The following is a 19,781-nucleotide window of genomic DNA, read 5'->3' as shown; positions in this document are numbered from 1 at the left end:
CTAAGAACCGGCCGGATCGCCACAGTCCACCAGGCTGTCGATGATGGCGCGCGCGCGGCCCATGGATTCCGCCAGCACCGCTTCGAGCTTGTCGAAGTGGATGCCGTTCAGGCTGTCCGCGCGCCCCGCCGCGTAATTGGCCACCACGTTGATCGCCGCGTAGGGCACGCCCAGTTCCCTGGCCAACGCGGCTTCGGGCATGCCGGTCATGCCCACCACGTCGGCGCCGTCGCGCTCGTAACGGTTGACCTCGGCGGCCGTTTCCAGGCGCGGCCCCTGCGTCACGGCATAGACCGCCGCCTCGCTGACCGCCACGCCCGCGAGGCCGGCCGCCTTGATCAGCCGGGCGCGCAGGCCCGCATCGTACGGGTCGGTGAAGTCGATATGCACGACGCCGCTGTCGTGCCCCTCGAAATACGTGTTCTTCCGGCCCCAGGTGTAGTCGATGATCTGGTGCGGGATGACCACGTCGCCGGGTTTCAGGTCCGGCCGGATGCAGCCGACCGAGGCCACGGAGACGATGGCTTGCGCCCCGCGCTTGCTCAGCGCCCAGATGTTGGCCCGGTAGTTCACCTCGTGCGGCGGAATGGTGTGGCCGTAGCCGTGCCGCGCGAGGAAGGCCACCGGGCAGCCGCGGATCTGCCCGAAGGTGACCGCGCCGGACGGTTCGCCGTAGGGCGTGCGCAGCACCTCGCGGTGCGAGACGTCGAGGTTGGCCAGTTTCGAAAGTCCGCTGCCGCCGATGACCGCCAGCATCTCAGCTCTCCTTCACGGCGTAGATGGCCGGCAGGTTGCGCCATTTGCCGCGCACGTCCATGCCGTACCCGAAAACGAAGCGATCCGGCACGGTGAGCGCGACGAAATCGGCCTTGAGCGGCTTGGTCTTGCCGTTCAGCTTGTCGGTCGCCACCGCGGTGTAGCAGGCCGCGACGCCGAGTTCGCGCATGCGCTCGACGATCGCCGCCAGGGTGAAGCCCTCGTCGAGGATGTCGTCGACGATCAGCACGGTCCGCCCTTCGACCGGCGTGCGCGGCGAAGCCCGCCACGACAGCGCGCCGCCCGAGGTTTCCTGGCCGTAGCGGGTCACGTGCATGTAGTCGAAATCGAGCGGGAAGCGCAGCTGCATCAGCAGTTGCCCGGCGAACGGGACGCCGCCGCTCATGACGCACAGCACCAGGGGATTGCTCTCCCCCAGTTTTTCCGTGATCTGCGCGGCGACGCGCGTCACGGCGGCGGACACCGTCTCCGCCGAATGGATGATTTCCGACCCGGCGAGAATTGCCCGCGCCTCTTGAAAGTCTGTCATACCTCGCCCAAGTGTTTCAAATAGTTGGTGAAATCGCTCCCCACCTCCGGATGACGCCGGCCGAATTCGACGGTGGCCTGCAGGTAGCCGAGCTTGGAACCGCAATCGTAGCGGGTACCGTAATAGCGGTACGCCAGCACCTGCTCCTCGCGCAGCATCGAGGCGATGCCGTCGGTCAGCTGGATTTCCCCGCCGGAGCCCGTGCCGACGTTTTCCAGGTGATGGAAGATGCGCGGCGTCAGGATGTACCGCCCGACCACGCCGAGGGTCGACGGCGCCTCCTCGGGCTTGGGTTTTTCGACGATCGCCTCGATGCGCTCGAGGCTGTCGGCGATCGACGAGGACTTGACGATGCCGTAGCTGCGCGTCTCCGCCGGCGGCACGTCGAGCACGCCGATGACCGAGCAGCGATAGTAGTCGAACACGTCGGTCATCTGCTTCATCACCGGCGGCTGGCCGTCGAGCAGGTCGTCGGCCAGCAGCACGGCGAACGGCTCCTCGCCGATCACCGGCTTGGCGCACAGGATGGCGTGGCCCAGCCCCAGCGCCTCCGGCTGGCGGATGTAGATGCAGTTGATCTGCTTGGGCAGCATGTTCTGCACGAACTCCAGCGTGTCGTTCTTGTGGCGCAGCGCCAGTTCGCTTTCGAGCTCGTAGGCCTTGTCGAAGTGGTCCTCGATGGCCCGCTTGGTGCGCCCGGTGACGAAGATCATCTCGGTCACCCCGGCCGCGACGGCTTCCTCGACGGCGTACTGGATCAGCGGCTTGTCGACGATCGGCATCATCTCCTTGGGGCTGGCCTTGGTGGCCGGCAGGAAACGGGTCCCCAATCCGGCGACGGGGAACACGGCTTTTCTGACTTTGGTCATGGTTTCGTCCTTTCCTCTGGCATGCCGACGAGTTCGCGCAACTGCGCCTCGTCGATGACACTTACGTTCAACTCCTTCGCTTTCTCCAGTTTCGACCCGGCCTCCGCGCCGGCCACCACGAAATCCGTCTTCTTCGACACCGACCCGGTGACCTTGCCACCCGCCGCCTCGATCAGCGCCTTGGCCTCCTCGCGGGAGAGCGACGGCAGCGTGCCGGTGAGCACGAAGGACCTGCCCGACAGCGTCCCGGTTCCCGCCGCCCGCGGCTCGCCTTCCGGCCAGTGGATGCCGGCGGCGCGCAGCTGCCGGACGACTTCCAGGTTGTGCGGCTCGCCGAAGAACTGGCGCAGGCATTGCGCCACCACCGGCCCCACGTCGGCCACCCGCATCAGCGCCTCCTCGTCGGCTGCCAGCAGGCAATCGAGATTCCCGAAGTGGAGCGCCAGGTCGCGCGCCGTCGCCTCGCCGACGTTGCGGATGCCGAGCGCGTAGATGAAACGCGCCAGCGTGGTCCGCTTGCTGTGCTCGATCGCGGCGATCAGGTTGGCCGCCGATTTCTCGCCCATCCGTTCGAGCTCCGCCAGCGTCGGCAGCGCCAGCGCGTACACGTCGGCCGGCGTGTGCACCAGGTCGAGTTCGACGAGCTGGTCGACCAGCTTTTCGCCGAGCCCTTCGATGTCCATCGCCCGGCGCGAGGCGAAATGGATCAGCGCCTGCTTGCGCTGCGCCGGACAGTACAGCCCGCCGCCGCAGCGCGCCACGGCTTCGTCCTCGCTCTTCACCACCTGCGAGCCGCACACCGGGCACAGCCGCGGCATGATGAACTCCGGCGCCATGAGCGGACGCTTTTCCGGCACCGCGCGCACGATCTCGGGGATCACGTCGCCGGCGCGGCGCACGATCACCGTGTCGCCGATGCGCACGTCCTTGCGCCGCACCTCGTCCTCGTTGTGCAGCGTGGCGTTGGTCACCGTCACGCCGCCGACGAACACCGGCGCCAGGCGCGCCACCGGCGTCAGCGCGCCGGTGCGGCCGACCTGCACGCCGATGCCGAGCACCTCGGTCACCGCTTCCTCGGCCGGATACTTGTGCGCCACGGCCCAGCGCGGTTCGCGCGAGACGAAGCCGAGCTCGCGCTGCAGGGCCAGCGCATTGACCTTGTACACCACGCCGTCGATGGCGAACGGCAACGCATTCCTGGCCGCGCCGACGCGCGCGTGAAAGTCCGCCAGCGCCTGCGGACCGCGCACCACGGCACGCTCCGCGCAGACCGGCAGGCCGAAGGCCTGCAGGGCGTCGAGGACCGCGCCGTGGGTCGCCGGCACCGGCCAGCCGCGCACTTCGCCCAGCCCGTAGGCGAAAAAGGACAGCGGCCGGCTGGCGGCGATCCTCGAATCGAGCTGGCGGATGCTGCCCGCCGCCGCGTTGCGCGGATTGACCAGCGTCTTTTCGCCGGCGGCCTGCGCCCGCGCGTTGAAGCGCTCGAAATCCGCGCGCTTCATGTAGATCTCGCCGCGCACCTCCAGCACTTCCGGCGGCGCTGGCTGATCCGGCGCCGGATGCAGGCACAGGGGAATCTGCTTGACGGTGCGCACGTTGTCGGTGACGTCCTCGCCCGTCTGGCCGTCGCCGCGCGTCGCCGCGCGCGCCAGGACACCGTTTTCGTAGCGCAGGCTGATGGCCAGGCCGTCGAACTTCAGTTCCACGGCATATTCGACGGGCGGATCGCCCTCGCCCAGCCCGAGCTCGCGCCGCACGCGCGCGTCGAAGGCGAACGCGCCCGAGGCCTCGGTATCGGTCTCGGTACGGATGGAGAGCATCGGCACGACGTGGCGCACCGGCTGGAACATGTCGAGCGCCTTGCCGCCGACGCGCCGGGTCGGCGAATCGGGCGTCGCCAGCTCGGGATGCTCGGCCTCGATCGCCTGCAGTTCGCGGAACAGGCGGTCGTACTCCGCGTCCGGGATCGACGGGTCGTCGAGGACGTAGTAGCGGTAATCGTGCCGCCCGATCTCGGCGCGCAGCGCCCTGGCGCGTTCCTCAGCGTTCATGCGCGCGGCGTTCCGGCTCAGGAGAACAGGCGCTGCGTCAGCGGCGTGCCCGCGGGCAGTTGCCGCGCCGCGAGCATCGCCTGGTACTGGGCGATCTGCCGGCGGATCGGTTCGAGCGCCGCCTCGGACAGCGGCCGGCGGTTGTCGTCGACCAGCACGCCGTGCAGCACGTCGGCGAACCGCCGCGCCAGGTTGACCATCTGGTTGAACACGCGTTCGCCGTGCGCCACGCACGGCACGTCGAGCAGGAAGGTCAGGCCGTGCGTGCTCATGCTGCGCATCGTCTCGGCCGAGAAACCGGGCTCTTCCTGGTTCAGCAGCGCGTAGAGCACGTTGCCGTCCTCGTCGCGGCGCACGAAGCGCCGGCGGCCGCCGTCGATCGTCATGCCGGCCGCCTCGGCCAGCGCGCGCAGCTTGGTGCCTGGAAACGCCTGCCCCTGGCTGATCACGTTGATGCCGATCTGGATGTCCACGCCGGCGCAGAACTGGTCGAGCTGCATGGCGGTCTCGAACGCCTGCTGGCGTGCCGGCAGATCGGCGATGCCGGTCAGCTGGTCGGCCAGATCCTGCATGGCCGAGGCGAAGATCGCCAGATCGTTCTCGCTGACCGCGCCCTGGCGGTCTACCAGCTGCAGGCCGGCCCGGATGTGCCGGTATTCGCCGCCCTGCCGCGCGGAAATCGGCTGCCACTCGCCGGACGCCTCGTCGTAGCCGATCCAGCGCACCGGCTTGCGCACGCGCGCCAGCGCGTCCCTCGGCGCGTCGACGATGCGCTGCGCTGCGACGGGCTCGACCACGTCGATGGCGGCGATGAAATCGATGCGTGGCGAGAGGAAAGGCGCGGCCTCCGCGACGGCGCCCGCCGGGGACGCGGCCGGGAGATCGGCCGGCGAACCGGCCGCGGCGCCGGCCGGATGATCCGCCGGCCCGCCCGCGCCGACGGGTTCGGGTTCTGACTGGAACGCCTCGGACGCGGCCTGCAGCGGCGGTTCCGGCATGATCGGGGCCGCCTGATCGGGGATCGGCGCGTCCAGCGGCGCCAGTTCCTCGGGGTCGGGTTCGTAACGCAGCACGGGCTCGACGCGCGCCTCCGCCGCCACTGGTTCGCCGGCAGAAAATTCCGGTTCCGGCGGGACGGCTTCGCCGAACTCGCCGCCCGGCTCGACCATGTCCGCCGCCGCTTCCGGCGCGCCGCCGTCGAGCAGGACGTCCGGGTGGTCGGCCTTGAGCACGCTCTCCGCCTGCCGGCGCTGACGCACCTCCTGCCATTTGTTGTAGGCCAGCACGCCCACCACGGCGAGGGCGCCGAGGCCGATCAAACCCATCTGCAATTCGGTCATCTCTTGTCCTAAACGATCTGTTCGCGCATGCGCAGCGCCTCTTCCATATCGACCTCGACGATGCGCGACACGCCGGATTCCTGCATGGTGACGCCCACCAGCTGCTGCGCCATTTCCATGGCGATCTTGTTGTGGCTGATGAACAGGAATTGGGTGTTGGCCGACATGCGCCGCACCATGGCGCAAAAACGTTCGGTGTTGGTATCGTCCAGCGGCGCATCCACTTCGTCAAGCAGGCAGAACGGCGCCGGATTGAGCTGGAACATGGAGAACACCAGGGCGATCGCGGTCAGCGCCTTCTCCCCGCCGGAGAGCAGGTGGATCGTCGAATTCTTCTTGCCCGGCGGCTGCGCCATGACCTGCACGCCGGCGTCGAGGATTTCCTCGCCGGTCATGATCAGCCGCGCCTCGCCGCCGCCGAAGAGGATCGGGAACAGCTCGCCGAAGCTCTTGTTCACCGCGTCGTAGGTCGATTGCAGCAGGTCGCGCGTCTCGCGGTCGATGCGGCGGATGGCGTTCTCCAGCGTTTCCATGGCCTGGGTGAGGTCCTCCGACTGCGCGTCGAGGAAGCCCTTGCGCTCGCGCGCCGATTCGAGTTCCTCCAGCGCCGCCAGGTTAACCGCTCCGAGCGCCTCGATCGAGCGCTGCAGGCCGCTGATCGCGCCCTGCAGCGGGCCGGGCCGCGCCGCCACCAGTTCCGGCGCGAGGCCGGCCTCGTCCGCCTTCGCCTCCAGGAGCTGCGCGGCCAGCTGCTCGACGTTGAGCGCGGCGGCCTGCTCCTTGAGCCGGAGTTCGCCGATGCGCGCGCGCAGCGGTTCGAGCCCCTGCTCGATCTTCATGCGCTGCTCTTCCAGGCCCCGCAGCCCGCCGGTCGCCGCTTCCAGCGCGTCGCGCGCGGCGGCCAGCGCGTGCTCGCCGGCGACGCGCCGTTCGAGCGCCTCCTGCAGGCTCGGTTCGAGATCCTCGGCCTGCATGGCGCTGGCGTTCTCCTCGCAATGCGCCAGTTCCTCGACGATGCGCGCGAGCTGCTTGCGCGCCAGCGCGCGGTTGTTGGCCAGCTCCTCCAGCTTGCCGCGGCATTCGCGCTGCGAGTACTGGGCCTCGCGCAGGTCGCGTTCGGCCGCGTTGACCCGCTCGCGCTCCTCGCGCAGGGCGCGCTCGGCCTGCTCCAGGCGGGCCAGCGTCCCGTTCATCGCCTGCTGCCGTTCGCGGATCTGCTCGCGCTGGGCCTCGATCGCCTCCTCGGCGACGAACAGGCGCTCGTTCTCCGCTTCCTCCTCGGCCGCCATGTCCTCCAGGCTGGCGTCAATCTGCGCCTGCCGTTCGCGGAAGCGTTCGAGCATCTGCGCCAGCTTCAGCGTCTCGACCTGGATCGCGTGCGCCTGTTCCTGCAGGTCGTCGAGTTCCCGGCGCGCGGCTTCCACGGCGTTCTGCGCGTCGGCCGCGCGCGCTTCGATTTCGGCCAGCCGCGCCTGCTCCTGCTCGACCCGCGCTTCGAGCCCGGCGATGATGCCGCCGAGTTCCTCGATCTCGCGCTGCCGTTCGAGCAGGCCGTGTTCGGCGGCGTCCGGGGCGAACAGCGTGACGCTCTGCCGGGTCGCCACGTCGCCGCCGGGCGTCACGCAGCACTCGCCCGCCGCCAGGCGTTCGCGCCGGGCCAGCGCGGCGGCCAGGTCGGGCACGGCGAAAACGCCGTCCAGCCAGTCGTCGAGCGCGGCCGACAGGCGCGGATCGTCGCAGCGGATGCGCGCGCGCAGGCCGCCGTCGGCGGGCCGCGCGGCGGCTTCCTGCGGCAGCAGCAGCGTCAGCTTGCCGCCGGGGCGGTCCTTGCTCCACGCCGGATCGGCGGCTTCGGCCGGCAGCGCGTTCAGGCGCTCGCGCAGCACCGCCTCGACAGCGTCTTCCCAGCCCGCCTCGACATGCAACGACTTCCACAGCGGATGGCGGCCGTCGATGCGGTGCCGGTGCAGCCAGTCGCCCAGCTTGCCGTCGCCCTGCACCCGCCGCTGCAGCTGCTCCAGCGCGGTGCGGCGCGCCTGCGCCTCGGCGCGTTCCTTCTGCGCGTGCTGCACCTGCGCCATGACGTCGCGGCGCTGCCGTTCGAGCAGCGGCAGCTCCTGCTGCCGGCGCATCACGTCTTCCTGCGCCTCGGCAATGCGCTCGCGCAGTTCGGCCAGCGTCTCCTGCTTGATTTCGTATTCGGCGGTGTCCGGCACCGGCAGCGCGTCGCGCTCCTGCTGCAGGCGCTCGCGCCGGCCGGCGACGATCTGCAGCGACCGCTGCGCGTGGCCGCGGTTGGCGATCTCGACCTGCAGCAGCTTGTCGGCCTGCGCCACTTCGTTGCGCTGGGCGTTGACCTCGTCCTGTGCCGCGGCGTGCGCCTCCTCGGCCATCGGCAGGCGTTCCTGCCGCCCCGCCAGCAGCAGCTCGCCCTGCTCGACGCGCTCGTCGGCCAGCGTCAGCAGCTCCTGCCAGCGCGCATGGTCGGCGTCGAACTTTTCGATCTGCGCCTGCCAATGCACCTGGTCGTCGCCCAGCTGCGCCAGCCGCGACTGGTATTCGTGCTGCGATTCGCGGCGGTGGCGGATTTCCGCTTCCAGCCGCGCCACCTCGGCGTTGGCCGTGAACAGGGCGCTCTGCGCGTTGTGCAGCCCGTCGCTCATCGTGAAGTGGCTTTCGCGTGCCTCTTCCAGGCGGGCCTCGGTCTCGCGCAGCGCGGCGATCTCGCCTTCGAGCCCGGTGGCCGCCGCCTCGATCTCCCGCCCCAGCCGCTCGCGCTCGGCCTGCGCCTCGTTGCGCCGGAACAGCCAGAGCAGGTGCTGCTTGCGCGTCAGCTGGTCGTGGTAGTCGCGGTACTGCCGGGCGATCGCCGCTTGGCTCTCCAGGCGCTCCATCTGCGCGCCGAGCTCGGTGCGGATGTCCTCGACCCGCGTCAGGTTCTCGCGCGTGTCGGCCAGGCGCCCTTCGGTCTCCTTGCGCCGCTCCTTGTATTTGGTGACGCCCGCCGCCTCCTCCAGGAAGACGCGCAGTTCGTCCGGCCGCGCCTCGATGATGCGCGAGATGGTGCCCTGCCCGATGATGGCGTAGGCGCGCGGGCCAAGGCCGGTGCCCAGGAACAGGTCGGTGATGTCCTTGCGCCGCACCTGCAGGTTGTTGATGAAATACTCGGACTGGCCGTTGCGGGTCAGCACCCGCTTGACCGACAGCTCGGCGTACTGCGACCACTGCCCGGCGATGCGCCCGAGCGAGTTGTCGAAGACCAACTCCACCGACGCGCGCGAGACGGCCTTGCGCGTGCCGGAGCCGTTGAAGATCACGTCCTGCATCGACTCGCCGCGCAGCTCCGAGGCCTTCGACTCGCCAAGCACCCAGCGCACCGCGTCCATCACGTTGGACTTGCCGCAGCCGTTCGGGCCGACCACGCCGACCAGCTGCCCCGGCAGAGCGATGGTCGTCGGGTCGACGAAGGACTTGAATCCGGCGAGTTTGAGCTTTGTCAGGCGCATCAAGCGGAACGCAGCCCCGGGAGGCTGCGTGAACGATTTGGACGGTTTATCGAACTATGACGACGACACCGGCGTGTCGGGGCGCCTATAATAGCATTTTGTTCGATCGGACCGTTTGCCCCATGACGACCCAGCCCTCCAAGACGCTCGAAACTTTTCCGAATCCGGCGCCGCACCGCGATTTCCTCATCCACATGGAAATCCCCGAATTCACCTGCCTGTGCCCGAAAACGGGCCAGCCCGACTTCGGCGCGCTGACCGTCGAGTTCATCCCGGAAAAGACCTGCATCGAGCTCAAGAGCCTGAAGCTGTACATCTGGTCGTTCCGCGACGAGGGCTGTTTCCACGAGGCGGTCACCAACCGCATTCTCGACGACCTGGTGAAGGCCACCAAGCCGCGCTTCATGCGCGTCACCGCCCGCTTCTTCGTGCGCGGTGGCATCTTCACCAACGTCGTCGCCGAGCACCGCAAGAAGGGATGGAAGCCCGAACCGAAGATCGAGCTTGCCGAATTCGCCGCCCAGTCCAGCACCCGAGGATGATCGCCATGACCACTCCGAATACGATGCCCCCCCCACTCGGCGACGAGCAGCTCGACCGCCTGGAAACCCTGCTCGAAGCGCCCGAGCTCGAAGAGGCGATGCGTCTGGACGAGATCCAGGGCTACCTCTGCGCCGCGCTTTCCGGCCCGCAGCCGATCGACGAGGAAGACCGGCTGGTCAACATCCTGGGCAGTGAGGACGCCCTGGATAGCGAGGCGGGCCGCGAAGCCGCCGAACTGATCCGGCAATTCGCCGAGGCGCTCGCCGCCGACCTCGCCGCCGGCGACCCGCCGGCCCTGCTGCTCTACCCCAAGGATGAAAACGGCGACGGCCCGAGCGACTACCTGCCGTGGTGCCAGGCCTATCTGGCGGGCGTGGATCAGGCCGCCGAGGACTGGTTCGAGTGCATCGAGGAAGACGGCGGGGAAGAGGCCGAGGAACAGGCCGACTACCTGGACGAGCGCCTTTTCCCGCTGATGGTGCTCACCGGCGAGGCGGAAGCCGCCGCGAAGGAGCACGGCGAGGCGTGGCCAGAAGGCGACGAGCGCGCCGCGATCGAGCAGGAATGCGAAGACGACCTGCCGCAGGCGGTCGCCGACATCTACCGTTTCTGGCTGGCCAAGCGCGGCGTCGAGACCATCCGCAACGACGCGCCGCACGTCGGCCGCAACGACCCGTGCCCCTGCGGCAGCGGCAGGAAGTTCAAGCAGTGCTGTGGGAGGGAGCAGTAGCCCGGCGCTGGAAACAGGCGACCGGGATCAAAGAGGAAAAGGCGCCCGGCCGGCGGCTTGCCGGCTTCGGGTCAATCCTGTTCGGCAAGGTTGGGGGCTCCCGGTGGTTTCGACACGACCTTGTACAAGTCGTGGCAGGACACGCACAGGCCCTGGATCGTCGAGAGCTGCCGTAGCGTGTGTTTCGAATCTCCGATCTCCCGCGCATCCCTTTCTATTTCCGCCACCGTTTCGCGCATGCCGAGCAGCATGTCCTTGAAGGGTTGAGGCAGGTTCCTCTGCATCCGTTCGAACAATGTTAAGGGACGCTGCCGCCCGCCTGCTTCCGGTGGGACCGCCGGGTTTTTCCCATCCGGAGAAGGCAAGGAAGCGCCGGACGCCAAGGCCCGGATTCTCGGTAAAGGCGGGCGGGCGCCTTGCGCCATTTCGCGCACCCTGTCCATGTCGCCGTCGATCACCGCATTCAGCAAGCCGGTGTTCTGTCTCAGGAATTCGCGCATATCCTCCTGGAGACGCGCCCGATCCTCATCCGGCAGGGGAACGATGATCCGATGATCGGCTTCTTGCGCGGCGCCGATGCCGGGAAGCCCTCCAGCGGCCACCACGATCGACGCGGCCAGGACTGCGAACGCCCGCCTCATCTTGCCGCGGGCCTCAAAACGGGAACGGCCGTGGACAGCGACCGGTCCGCCAGATCGATGCGCCTGACGGCAACCCGATAGAGCCGCGACAGCGCCGGTTCGTCGAGCACCTGCCCCGGATGGCCGTATACCTGCTGCGCCGGCGCCGTCATCAGCATCACGCGATCCGCGAAATCCAGGGCGTGTTGCGGAGAGTGCGTGGTGAACGCGATGGCAAGTCCCGCATCGGCCAGTTGGCGCAGCAGATTCAGCACCTTCGCCTGATGATGCCAATCCAGGGCCGCGGTCGGCTCGTCGAGCAGCAGCACCTCGCATTTCGAGACCAGGGCGCGCGCGATGAGCACGAGCTGCCGCTCGCCGCCCGACATGACGTGGAATTCCCGATCCGCGAGATGGCCGATGCCCAGCTCTCCCAGCGCCGCGTGCGCGGCGGCATGATCGGCCTGACCCGGAGTCGAGAAGAGCGAGACCGAGCGGGCGCGGCCGAGCAGCACCATGTCCATGCCGGTAAACGGCAGCGACGTCTCCAGCGATTGGGGCACGAACGCAAGCCGCGCACGGCGGGACGTCAGCGTTCCCTCCATCGGCGTCCGGCTGCCCGAGAGGACCGACAGCAGCGTCGATTTGCCGCAACCGTTCGGACCGAGAATCGCGGTGAGCTGGCCGGCGGACAGCTTGAGGTGCAGATTCCGGAAAACCCAGCCGGCGCCGTAGCGGTAGCCGATGTCCGTGGCGCGGATGGCCTCACCCATGCGCCCGCTCCCTGGCCAGACGCCGCAGCAGGATGGCGAAGATCGGCGCCCCCAGCAGCGAGGTCAGCGCGCCGAGCGGAATCTCGGCGGCCACCAGCGTCCTGGCCGCGGTGTCGACGATGATCAGATAGGAGGCGCCGGCCAGCAGGGTGTTCAGGAAGAACCAGCGGTAGTTGCTGCCGATGCTCAACCGGATCAGGTGGGGCACGACCAGCCCGACCCAGCCGATGATGCCGCTCACGGCGACGGACGCCGCGGTGATCATTCCGGTGGCGAGCAGCGCCAGAATCTTCAAGGTGCGCACGGGAATCCCCAGCCTGTTCGCGTCCTCCTCCCCCACCGCCAGGGCGGAAAGGTGAAAACGCAGGCCGAGAATCGTGACGGTTGAAACGCCGATCGGAACGAGCGCGATCCACAGCCGTTCGTTGTCGGCAGCCGCCAGGCTGCCGAGCAGCCAGAAAACGACGGCGGGCAACTGATTGTCGGGGTCCGCGGCGTATTTGAGCAGCGCGATGCCGGCCGAGCCGACGGCGCTGACGACGAGCCCGGCCAGGACCAGCATCACGGTGCCGCCCTGCTGCGGCCGCTGGCCGCCCGCCAGCCAGAAGATGCTGGCGAGGGCCGCCAAGCCGCCCAAAAACGCGCCGGCCATGGCGGGCCATCCCGTACTGAAGAAAATGATCCCCAGCACGCCGCCGAACGCCGCCCCGGACGACACGCCGAGTATTTGCGTATCGGCCAGCGGATTGCGGAATATGCTCTGCAAGGCCGCGCCGGCGACGGCCAGGCCGGCGCCGATGGTCCCGCCGAGCAGCGCCCTGGGAATCCTGACGCCCCAGACGACGTGCGCCTCGGTCGTGCTCCAAGAATGTGCGGACGGCATCAATGGATCGAGCACGATGCCGACGACCGCATCGAGAGGTATGTTGAACCGGCCCACGGACAAGGCGAACCCCAGGGAAACCACCAGGACGGCCATGAACACGCAGGGGCCCGTCGCTCCTTGCATGACCTTCCTCATGAAGCCCGCACCTGTCGTGATCCCGTCGCCCGGCTGGCCAGCACGGCGGCTTCGATCTGCCGCGCGAAGGCCAGCCCCGAGGCGCCGAAATGGGTCGCCAAGGCGTGTTCGCGGTGGATTCTTCCCGACACGGCATAGTGGGGGTTGTCGACATACCAGGTGTGCGGGGCATGGCCCAGCAGCGAACGGAACAGCGGATCGCCGACCACGACGTCGAAATTCCGCGCCTGCAGGAGACGCAGCGCCTCCTCCTCGTTGCCGAGAAGCGTGTCGCCCGCCTCGGCGAAGGACGCATCCCAGGCAAAGAAACTGCCGACGGCGATCGACACGCCGGAGCAATACTGGCGCAGACGGGATCGCAGGCCATTCATTTGGAACTGCTCACCGATCAGCAGCACGGAGCCGGCATCCTGGTCGGCGCAGCGGGAAAGCGGGGACGCCGGAGGCGCCGCCGCGGCGGCCATCCCTTCCCGAGCCTGCCGCAACGCCTGCGCGAGAGCCGCCGCAGCCCGATCGTCGAACGGGATGCCCGCTACGCAAGGAATGCCCCACCGCCGTTCCATATGGCGCGCCAGGGGCAGCGCCGTGCTGGATACGACGAGATTGACCTCGGCGCTCGCGGCTTCCGCCATCCTGGAGAATTCGCTGCCCTGCCCCCAGACGGACGTCACCGACCAGCCCAGATCGGCGACGCACGCCTTCAGCAGGTCGACGGTCGCGGGTGTGAAATTGTCCAGAGGCGACGCGCCGAGAATATTGAGCGTGCCCGCGCGGCGGCGGACGCCTTTTTTCGGCAGGAAGCGATCGGCGAAGGCGATGCAGGCGCTGGCAAAGCCGTGGTGATAACACGCGAGCCCGGTGGTCGGGAAACCGAAAGCCGGCAGTCCGCTTTCGTTCTCGACCAGATTGGCGAAGCCCTCGAAATCGAAGCCGATCAGCATCGGCACGGGGCTGCCGACGATCGCGACGAAGGAGAAATCCTGTGCCCGGACGATGTCGAGGATGTTGTCGAGCAGGCGCTGATCGTTGCCCAGGATGGCGTCGAATTCGCGCAGCCCGGAGCAATACACGCCGGCTCTTCCCGCGTACCAGCGCGGCTCGTCGTAGCCGGTGAAGCTGCCCGTGCACCCGGAGGCATCGTGGATGACGATCAGGCCGCCCAGGTCGTGCAAGGCCGAGGCCACTCCCGAATAATCGGCGGCGAACGGCGGCAGATGTTTGAACATGTAGCTCACGGCGCCCCCTCAAACGACCAGTCCGTAAGCGCGCACCATTTTTTCGAGGCTCTCCCCGGCCGGCGCGGTCACGGCCCGGGCGATCCTGCCGAGCACCGAACAGACGCCGTGATGGCCGGACAGGCCTTCGTCGAAGGCCAGCGGCACGACGAACGGCGCCTGCGTCAGATAACCCGCCGTGAAACCGATGGCGAGATCGGCCGTGGGCGCCTTGGGCCGGAGCCAACTGGTGCTGTGATGGACGGGCGAGGTGACGAGCGTATCCGGGGAGTGCGTTGACAGCCATGAGAACGCCGGGCGTTCGTATTGAGGAAATTTATGCGTGAATATTTCCTTGACGTGGAATCCCGCCTCGACCAGCGCCCTCGCCAGATCGAAGGGGCTGCAGGTCGCCGTATCGTCGATGGCGATCGAATACTGGCCGGCGGCTTCGCGCGTTTCGGTTTCGGACTGCTTGCGCAGGCGGAGCGCGTCGCCATGGTCGAACTCGCGGCCCAGGTATCCCGCCACGGCGCCATGAGCTCGTTCAATCGCGGCATGGCTGAACGCGGTCGGGATGAACAGGAATGGCGTGCCGAGCTTTTTCTTCAGATTCGACGCCGCCTCGAAGCCTTCGGGCCGCGTCACCAGATTCAGCCGCGCCGAGGCGAGGCGCTGAAAGTCGTCGAATGAGCCGCACTGGGCGAGGTGAACCAGCGGCAGCCCGGCCCGCTCCCGCAGAAACCGGCTCAATTCGGATTCGGCGGAAATGGGCTGAAACGCTCCCAGATGGCCGATGATGTCCTCGGCGCCCCGGCCGGGGGAAAGAAAGTCATACATGTCGCGCTGGATGCGAATCCCCGGCGGCAGCTTCGAATCCAGGCTGGTCGGATTCATCCGCCCCAGCCTGAAGGGAATCCCGAAAGCCGCCTCGAAATCGGCAAGCATCAGGTCGTAGTCGGTGCCCAACAGATCGTCGATGCAGGAAACGACGATCATGAAGGCCTTGGGCCTGGGGCTTATCCGGGGAAAGAGCGCGGGCAGCGCCCGGCGAATTTCATCCTCGCAGCTGCCCATGACGATTTCGTCTTCTTCTATGCACAAATAGCCGACGCGCTCCTTGCAGCCTTGTTCGATGGCCGCGATCGCCCCGTGGCGGCCGCAGGCCGCCGGCGAGACGAACAGCATGTACATTTCCGGGACGAGCATGGCCGTCCGGATGACGCCCCATCCGCCGTGGGTCGGCGCGCAGTAATGAAAGCAGTTCGACGCCGCCGTCTTGCCCAGCACCTCGTCGGCCCGCTCGACTCCGGCGCCGATCCGCATGCTGCGCTTCGACGGCGCTTGCCGCATCGTGATGAAATCCATGTTGTCCGTTTCGCAAAAAGTTGATGAGGGGGAATATGGGCAGCGGCGCTCAGGGGAACAGCGTTTTGGACAGGGCGAGGTAAACCGCCGCCTGCGGGGAGTCGGGGAAGGCTTCGACGACCGTTTTCCCCATGTTCTCCGCCTCCTGCACGCAGCCCGAGCGCGGAATGACGCCGATGACTTCGGTTTCAAGCTCCCTGGCCGCCTGGCTGACGATGGCGTCCTCGTTGTCGATGTTCCTGGAGTTCTGGATGATCCCGGCGAGCTTCGCGTAGCCCCTGGCCGAAAAGCCGCGCAGCGCCTGGGCGATGTTGTGCGCGGCATAGACCGCCATCATTTCCCCCGAACTGACGATGGCGACCCGGTCCGCGTAGCCGCCGCGCATCGGCATGGCGAAACCGCCGCAGACCACGTCGCCGAGCACGTCGAACAACACGACGTCGGGTTTGAGGCTGGCGTAGGCGTCGAGCTCTTCCAGGCGATTGAACGCGGTGATGATGCCGCGGCCGGCGCAGCCGATTCCCGGAACCGGACCGCCTGCCTCCACGCAGTAGATTCCGTTGAAGCCTTCGAAAACGAGATCTTCGAGCGTCGAGCCGTGTTTCTTTCCGCGCAGCACGTCCAGGATCGAGGGGATTTTCCTGCCGCAGGTCAGCGTCTTGGTCGAATCGGCCTTCGGGTCGCAGCCGATCTGCATCACCTTGAGGCCGCGCACCGACAAGGCCGCCGAGAGGTTCGAGACCGTCGTCGATTTGCCGATCCCGCCTTTTCCGTAAACCGCGATCTTCTGAGGGGAAAACACATCCCCGGATTCGCCTTGGGCGGGCGCCGAATCGTCGGCTTCCAACCCCTGGCACGCGCCTTCATGCAAGGCAAGGCAATCATCATGTGCAGGCATGTTCAGTTCTTCCGCTTGGCGAATTTTTCTAGGTAGTGGCGGCTACCGCCGTTTTCATCGATGCGCAGCACGGCGTCGATGTCCTGGTCGGTCGGCGAATAGCCGTACAACAGCTGGTAATGGCCAGCGATCTCCGCGCGCAGCGCGTCGTCGCGCTTCACGTCGGGATGGAAGAGCGTCTGCAGCCACCGCCAGGTCAGCGGCGACTCCTGGCTCGGCGGGTCCCATCGAAAGCCGCCCCTGGGATAGACGTAAACCCGCTTTTCCTTCACGGCGGGAAGCTTGGCCAGCAAGGCGTTGCCGAGCAGCAGATCCGGGCGCAGGTCCTTCTCGAAGTTGTTGAGCAGGATCAGGTCGGGCGACCAGGCGAGCAGTTGCTCGACCCCAACCTGCACGAAGCCGGGAAGCCTGGCCGCGACGTTGATGCCGCCAGCCAGTTCGATGTCCGAGTCCATGCTCGTGTTGCTGCCGGCGACCTGATAGGAATTTCCCTGCGTGCGGTAAAGGAAGACGACTTTGGGACGCTGCTTTTCCGGGATCGCCGCGGCGGCCTCGGCCGCTTTCGCCCTGGCTGCGCGGAAGCGGGCCGCCAGCTCCATGCCGCGGGATTCGCGCCCGGTCAGGACCTTTCCGGAGAGCTCCAGCCAGTCGGCCGCGAATGCGCTGCTGCCGTAGCGCAGCGTGACGACGGGCACGCCGGCCTTGACGATGGGATCGACGATGCTGGCGCCCCGGTCGCCCCACTGGATGGCCACGTCGGGACGAGTTCGACAGCAAGGCCTCGACGTTCGGAAAGAAACCGTCGCCGGCCACGTCGCTGCGAATCGATTTCGCGGACGGAAACATCTTTCCGAGCAGTCCGTACTCGATCTCCTGTTTCGACGAGGGATTGATGGCCACCAGCCGCGACGGGCCGAAGTTGACGGCCATCACCATCGACGCGCTCGGTATCACCAGGGTGGCCACCCGGCTGACCCGGTCCGGCAGCGCCACCTGCCGCCCATTCTGGTCGGTGATGGATGCCGCCGCCGCGGCGAAGGAAATCGACGACAGGACGGGCAGCAGGCAGCCCAGGCCCAAAAGAGCGCGCCGCATCTCAGTAGTCATGGACCAGCTTGACCATGAACGACCGGCCGGGCTCGATCAGCGGATTGCCGATGCTGCCTTGCGCGTAGTTGAGGTTTTCCGCGGCGACCGAATTGACGACGAGCTTGTCGAACAGGTTCTGGAAACCCGCCACCGCCCGCCACTGTTTCAGGGCGGCGTCGCCGGTCAGCTGCCCCAAGCCCACGTTGGCATAGATGTCGAGAGTCCCGTAGCCCGGCCGCTGGCGCTCCTGCGTCCGGTTCGACGCGCGAATGCCGCGCCGCGCCCCGGACGACGGTTTCGACCGACCAGGGGGAACCCTCCGGACCGTAACGCACCGAGAACCATCCGGTGAGCGGCGAAATCGAGTCGAGCGGCGCGTCCGCGGTCTTGTTCGTTCCCCGCGTCGCGGTCATCGCCGCCCGCAGGAGCCAGGGCTTCCCGATCCGCAGCTCGCCATCCAGCTCGACGCCGGTGATCTCGGCCGACTGGACGTTCTGCCGCTGGTAATAGTTCGAGCCGATCTTGACGAGCCGGATCAGATCCTTGTAGTCGCTCTTGAAGACGGTCGCATTGAAACGCGCCCCCGCGTCGCCGAAGCGGATGCCGGCCTCGTACGTCATGCTGCGTTCCGGCTCCAGATCCGGCGAAGGAATCGTCGGCACCGTGCCGCTGGAGGTCGACAAGGTGCGCTCGTTGCCCGACGGCGCGCGGAATCCCTGGCTCACCTGGGAGACCAGGCTCCAGGAGGGAACGAAGTCCCATTTGACGCCGACGCTTCCCGTTACGGGGCTGTCGATCCTGGTACGGCCCGCCTGGTTGATGGCCTGGGTGATGAACGCGGCCTCGTTGGGAATCGGCTTGGGGTCGATGACCGTCTTGATCCGGTCCCACCGGGCCGCGCCGGAAAGAGTGAGGTCGGGCGCCACCTTCCAGTCGTCGCTGGCATAGAACCCGATGTTGGTTTGCGTCGAACCCCGTTCGAGGACGCTCCAGGCCGGCTTGGAAACGGGCAGCCCCGTCGCGGTATTCGTCTTGTACGCCTCCGCCCGCCGGCTGTTGAAGTTCTCGTGATAGAAATCCATGCCGTAGGCCACCACATGGTCGGCGATCTCCTTGATCGCATTCATTTTCCCGCCGAATACCGTCGGCGTATGAACCTCGGTGTGCTGATGCGTCGTTTGCGCCGCCAGGGTGCCGCTGGCGTTGGTGGCGTTCTGCTGGTAGATGTCCGTCTCCAGCTTCCTGACGTACAGGCTGCCTTCGAACAGATCGGCGAAACGTCCGAGTTCCTTGGTCTCCACGCCGAGCTTCAGATAGCGTTCCTTGATGGGGTCCTCCCTGACGATCAGCCACGGCGCTCCCGGAGCGGCCCCCAGGCCGCCGGCCCGGCCGGTGGTCGCTTCCTGGAGGCGGCCGGCCAGTTCCCACCGGGTAAGCGCCGTCGGCGAATAGCCGAGGCGGAAATCCAGCCCCTTGGATTCGAAATCGCTGTTCCGCGCCACGCCCTTGGGCGTCTGATAGTCATTGGCATCGCGGTAATTCATGCCGACCAGGACGTCGAAACCGTTGCCGCCGCCGACGATCTCGCCACGGCCCGCCCACAGGTCGTTCACGCTGTTGTATTCGATCGACTTCAGCTTCGCGTCGAGCGCGAACGGTTCGTCACGCGACACCTTGGCCCGGCGCGTGATCACGTTCACCACGCCGTTCATCGCGTCCGCTCCCCACAGGACGGAAGCCGGCCCCCGGAGGACCTCGATGCGCTCGACCGCATTGGGGTCGATCAGGTTGAATTCGAGCGTGCTTCTCCCGCGGTATCTGTCGCCGTCGATCGCCAGCATCGAACGCGTGCTGTTGGAATTGAACCCGCGCATGACGATCTGGCCGCCCAGGCCGCCGCTGCGGGCGTAGGCGACGCCGGGAACCTTGGCCAAAGCCTCCTGGATGCCGCCGGTCGTCGCATGATTCTCGATGTCCTCCCGCTTGACGACGCTTATGGCGCGCGTGGAATCCTCGTTTTCTATCGTCGATTTCGTCGTCGAGATGTGGATTTCACCCAAAGTTTTTTCCGCATCCGCCGAGTCCGCCAGCGCCCATGCCGGGAATGCCGCCATGACGGCCAGCATTCCTTTACCGATACGAACCCTCAACCGCTTGTTTCTCCGTTCATGCCGCATTTCATCTCCGTTTGTCTATGGTTGCATCCAGGCAATAACTGAATCGAATCAATGAAAATTCAAAAAGGTTAATGAGAATCAATCACCATATTACGTAATCATGTTAAGACATGTCAATGAGAATCGATATCAATGGCATCAAGCAGGCAAATTTCCGCGCAACGCGGTGCGGAAAATGCTTGGCCGAAGGAGTCTTTAGCCGGGTGCGAAATCGCAGCGGGAAAGCCCGGCCGAACAGCGGTGTCGGGCCGGACAAAATGGCGGCAGCGGTCTGGC

The 19,781-nt window shown here is 67.2% G+C and carries 16 protein-coding genes; 2 read left to right on the top strand and 14 right to left on the bottom strand.

Features of this window, described 5'->3' with window-relative positions; translation table 11 throughout:
• The 6 genes from QM701_RS21855 to smc are packed head-to-tail and all read right to left on the bottom strand — an operon-like array spanning position 1 to position 9,072.
• The gene (locus tag QM701_RS21855) at positions 1–756 is read right to left on the bottom strand and encodes an S-methyl-5'-thioinosine phosphorylase (protein WP_415169101.1); all 756 of its coding nucleotides are present in this window, start codon (positions 754–756) and stop codon (positions 1–3) included.
• Between the two features lies 1 nt (position 757).
• The gene (locus QM701_RS21850; RefSeq protein ID WP_415169100.1) at positions 758–1,306 is read right to left on the bottom strand and encodes a hypoxanthine-guanine phosphoribosyltransferase; all 549 of its coding nucleotides are present in this window, start codon (positions 1,304–1,306) and stop codon (positions 758–760) included.
• Entirely contained in the window at positions 1,303–2,175 is an 873-nt protein-coding gene (galU, locus tag QM701_RS21845) for a UTP--glucose-1-phosphate uridylyltransferase GalU (RefSeq protein ID WP_415169099.1), read from the bottom strand. The genes QM701_RS21850 and galU overlap by 4 nt, the downstream gene beginning before the upstream one ends.
• Positions 2,172–4,226, bottom strand: coding sequence for an NAD-dependent DNA ligase LigA (ligA, locus tag QM701_RS21840; RefSeq protein ID WP_415169098.1), 2,055 nt, complete (start codon positions 4,224–4,226; stop codon positions 2,172–2,174). Before ligA ends, galU begins: the two co-directional genes overlap by 4 nt.
• 17 nt (positions 4,227–4,243) lie before the next feature.
• Positions 4,244–5,566 carry a cell division protein ZipA C-terminal FtsZ-binding domain-containing protein gene (locus tag QM701_RS21835; RefSeq protein WP_415169097.1) on the bottom strand — a complete coding sequence of 441 codons (1,323 nt, stop codon included), beginning with the start codon at positions 5,564–5,566 and terminating at the stop codon, positions 4,244–4,246.
• A gap of 8 nt (positions 5,567–5,574) precedes the next feature.
• On the bottom strand, positions 5,575–9,072 hold the full coding sequence (gene smc / locus QM701_RS21830; RefSeq protein WP_415169448.1) for a chromosome segregation protein SMC: 3,498 nt from the start codon (positions 9,070–9,072) through the stop codon (positions 5,575–5,577).
• A gap of 122 nt (positions 9,073–9,194) precedes the next feature.
• On the opposite strand from smc, the gene queF reads away from it, so the two are divergent.
• Positions 9,195–9,614: a preQ(1) synthase gene (gene queF, locus QM701_RS21825; protein WP_415169096.1), complete on the top strand. Its 420-nt coding sequence runs from the start codon at positions 9,195–9,197 to the stop codon at positions 9,612–9,614.
• A gap of 5 nt (positions 9,615–9,619) precedes the next feature.
• Positions 9,620–10,345 (top strand): UPF0149 family protein, encoded by a 726-nt coding sequence (locus QM701_RS21820; RefSeq protein ID WP_415169095.1) that lies wholly within the window; start codon positions 9,620–9,622, stop codon positions 10,343–10,345.
• 71 nt (positions 10,346–10,416) lie between these two features.
• Here the strand turns inward: QM701_RS21820 and QM701_RS21815 are convergent, their stop codons facing one another.
• From QM701_RS21815 to QM701_RS21780, 8 genes are all read right to left on the bottom strand, one after another.
• A complete protein-coding gene (locus tag QM701_RS21815) occupies positions 10,417–10,986 on the bottom strand; it encodes a hypothetical protein (RefSeq protein WP_415169094.1) in 570 nt (189 codons plus the stop codon).
• A complete protein-coding gene (locus QM701_RS21810) occupies positions 10,983–11,738 on the bottom strand; it encodes an ABC transporter ATP-binding protein (RefSeq protein WP_415169093.1) in 756 nt (251 codons plus the stop codon). Before QM701_RS21810 ends, QM701_RS21815 begins: the two co-directional genes overlap by 4 nt.
• Positions 11,731–12,747: a FecCD family ABC transporter permease gene (locus QM701_RS21805; protein WP_415169092.1), complete on the bottom strand. Its 1,017-nt coding sequence runs from the start codon at positions 12,745–12,747 to the stop codon at positions 11,731–11,733. The genes QM701_RS21810 and QM701_RS21805 overlap by 8 nt, the downstream gene beginning before the upstream one ends.
• Positions 12,748–12,755: 8 nt before the next feature.
• Positions 12,756–13,985 (bottom strand): nitrogenase component 1, encoded by a 1,230-nt coding sequence (locus QM701_RS21800; RefSeq protein WP_415169447.1) that lies wholly within the window; start codon positions 13,983–13,985, stop codon positions 12,756–12,758.
• Between the two features lie 18 nt (positions 13,986–14,003).
• On the bottom strand, positions 14,004–15,341 hold the full coding sequence (locus tag QM701_RS21795; RefSeq protein WP_415169091.1) for a nitrogenase component 1: 1,338 nt from the start codon (positions 15,339–15,341) through the stop codon (positions 14,004–14,006).
• 49 nt (positions 15,342–15,390) lie between these two features.
• The gene (locus tag QM701_RS21790) at positions 15,391–16,143 is read right to left on the bottom strand and encodes an AAA family ATPase (protein WP_415169090.1); all 753 of its coding nucleotides are present in this window, start codon (positions 16,141–16,143) and stop codon (positions 15,391–15,393) included.
• A 98-nt stretch (positions 16,144–16,241) separates the two neighbouring features.
• Positions 16,242–16,994, bottom strand: a complete 753-nt coding sequence (locus QM701_RS21785) for an ABC transporter substrate-binding protein (RefSeq protein ID WP_415169089.1) — start codon at positions 16,992–16,994, stop codon at positions 16,242–16,244.
• Between the two features lie 348 nt (positions 16,995–17,342).
• A complete protein-coding gene (locus QM701_RS21780) occupies positions 17,343–19,442 on the bottom strand; it encodes a TonB-dependent receptor plug domain-containing protein (protein ID WP_415169088.1) in 2,100 nt (699 codons plus the stop codon).
• Positions 19,443–19,781: the final 339 nt, after the last annotated feature.

Source organism: Propionivibrio sp. (genome assembly GCF_047602565.1).
GTDB lineage: Bacteria > Pseudomonadota > Gammaproteobacteria > Burkholderiales > Rhodocyclaceae > Propionivibrio.
The sequence above is the reverse complement of the archived record's forward strand: the minus strand, read 5'-3'. Positions and strand labels throughout refer to the sequence as shown.

Excerpts from the sequence above, each read along its gene's own strand:
- QM701_RS21855 (WP_415169101.1), bottom strand. The coding sequence starts at position 756 with ATGCTGGCGGTCATCGGCGGCAGCGGACTTTCGAAACTGGCCAACCTC.
- QM701_RS21850 (WP_415169100.1), bottom strand. The coding sequence starts at position 1,306 with ATGACAGACTTTCAAGAGGCGCGGGCAATTCTCGCCGGGTCGGAAATC.
- galU (WP_415169099.1), bottom strand. The coding sequence starts at position 2,175 with ATGACCAAAGTCAGAAAAGCCGTGTTCCCCGTCGCCGGATTGGGGACC.
- ligA (WP_415169098.1), bottom strand. The coding sequence starts at position 4,226 with ATGAACGCTGAGGAACGCGCCAGGGCGCTGCGCGCCGAGATCGGGCGG.
- QM701_RS21835 (WP_415169097.1), bottom strand. The coding sequence starts at position 5,566 with ATGACCGAATTGCAGATGGGTTTGATCGGCCTCGGCGCCCTCGCCGTG.
- smc (WP_415169448.1), bottom strand. The coding sequence starts at position 9,072 with ATGCGCCTGACAAAGCTCAAACTCGCCGGATTCAAGTCCTTCGTCGAC.
- queF (WP_415169096.1), top strand. The coding sequence starts at position 9,195 with ATGACGACCCAGCCCTCCAAGACGCTCGAAACTTTTCCGAATCCGGCG.
- QM701_RS21820 (WP_415169095.1), top strand. The coding sequence starts at position 9,620 with ATGACCACTCCGAATACGATGCCCCCCCCACTCGGCGACGAGCAGCTC.
- QM701_RS21815 (WP_415169094.1), bottom strand. The coding sequence starts at position 10,986 with ATGAGGCGGGCGTTCGCAGTCCTGGCCGCGTCGATCGTGGTGGCCGCT.
- QM701_RS21810 (WP_415169093.1), bottom strand. The coding sequence starts at position 11,738 with ATGGGTGAGGCCATCCGCGCCACGGACATCGGCTACCGCTACGGCGCC.
- QM701_RS21805 (WP_415169092.1), bottom strand. The coding sequence starts at position 12,747 with ATGCAAGGAGCGACGGGCCCCTGCGTGTTCATGGCCGTCCTGGTGGTT.
- QM701_RS21800 (WP_415169447.1), bottom strand. The coding sequence starts at position 13,985 with ATGTTCAAACATCTGCCGCCGTTCGCCGCCGATTATTCGGGAGTGGCC.
- QM701_RS21795 (WP_415169091.1), bottom strand. The coding sequence starts at position 15,341 with ATGGATTTCATCACGATGCGGCAAGCGCCGTCGAAGCGCAGCATGCGG.
- QM701_RS21780 (WP_415169088.1), bottom strand. The coding sequence starts at position 19,442 with ATGGCGGCATTCCCGGCATGGGCGCTGGCGGACTCGGCGGATGCGGAA.